The organism is Telmatospirillum sp. J64-1, from assembly GCF_006980715.1.
Lineage (GTDB): Bacteria > Pseudomonadota > Alphaproteobacteria > Rhodospirillales > Magnetospirillaceae > Oleiliquidispirillum > Oleiliquidispirillum nitrogeniifigens.
On sequence record NZ_SBHN01000068.1, the window covers coordinates 1 to 899 of the forward strand.

At 66.2% G+C, this 899-nt stretch carries 2 protein-coding genes; both read right to left on the reverse strand.

All coding sequences use genetic code 11. The annotated features are described in order from the left end of the window. Positions 1-44 precede the first annotated feature (44 nt). Complete coding sequence (locus EPD66_RS23760) at positions 45-443, reverse strand: DUF4054 domain-containing protein (protein ID WP_142851040.1); 399 nt, start codon at positions 441-443, stop codon at positions 45-47. A gap of 9 nt (positions 444-452) precedes the next feature. Continuing rightward, on the reverse strand, positions 453-749 hold the full coding sequence (locus tag EPD66_RS23765; RefSeq protein WP_142851041.1) for a hypothetical protein: 297 nt from the start codon (positions 747-749) through the stop codon (positions 453-455). Positions 750-899: the final 150 nt, after the last annotated feature.

Sequence of the window (899 nt, forward strand, 5' to 3'; positions counted from 1 at the left end):
CATTGAGGTGTGATTAAGGGTCTGCTTGACTGAAATGACCGGCTTCACAGCACCAGCCCTCCGGCGCCGATGGTCGAGGCCAGCGCCCAATATTGCCGTCCCCAACTGGTATCATTGTACTGCCCGCCGCGCGGATCGATGCCGGCCGCACCGCCGGATCGGCTGACGGATTTGGACACGCTGCCCACGGTCTTGCTCTCGGACGTGACCCCGCCGCTTGCCGCTTCCAGCCCGCCGGTACCGTCGGCGGCCTTGCTGGCAGCGGCCACCAGGGTCAGGTGATGGGCGGCCAGGAACAGGACGCCCTGCGACCGCAGGTTCCCCCATCGCTCGGCCGGTACCTGCGCGGCAGCGAAATCCAGCCATAGGGCCAGCATTGATTCGGGGAACTTCTCCTCGTCGGCGAAGGCCGGCAAGGCGGCGCGGAACTCGGCGGGGGTCATGGCGTGCCCTTACTTGCGGCCGGTGCGCTTCTGCGCAGGTTCGGGTACCGGCTGTTCGGTTTGTTCGGGTTCCGGCTGCTGTTCGGTCTGCACCTCCTGCTGATCTTTGGGCTGCTGATCTTTAGGCGGCTCCGGCTGCACGGCCACGCCCGGCACCTCCTCGGCCAGCCCATCGGCAAGGCAGGCCCGGATGAAGGGATGGGCCGCCTCGGCCACGCTCAGAATATGGACGCCGCGCCCGAATTCGCGGACCGGCGCCCCCAGGCCGGGTCGGAAGGAAAAGGGGCTGAGGACCTTGATCTTCATCGCCGCCTCCATCAGGCCATGTCGCCGTAGCTGACGGTCTCGGGATAGACGAATTCCAGGTGACCCATCTTGCAGTAATAGACCGTGAGATGGTTGAGCCCGCGAATCTCCAGCGGCGTCTTCTGCATCGGCACCAGCGGCCAGCGGACG

Coding starts and splice junctions, on each gene's coding strand:
- EPD66_RS23760 (WP_142851040.1), bottom strand. CDS start 443: ATGACCCCCGCCGAGTTCCGCGCCGCCTTGCCGGCCTTCGCCGACGAG.
- EPD66_RS23765 (WP_142851041.1), bottom strand. CDS start 749: ATGAAGATCAAGGTCCTCAGCCCCTTTTCCTTCCGACCCGGCCTGGGG.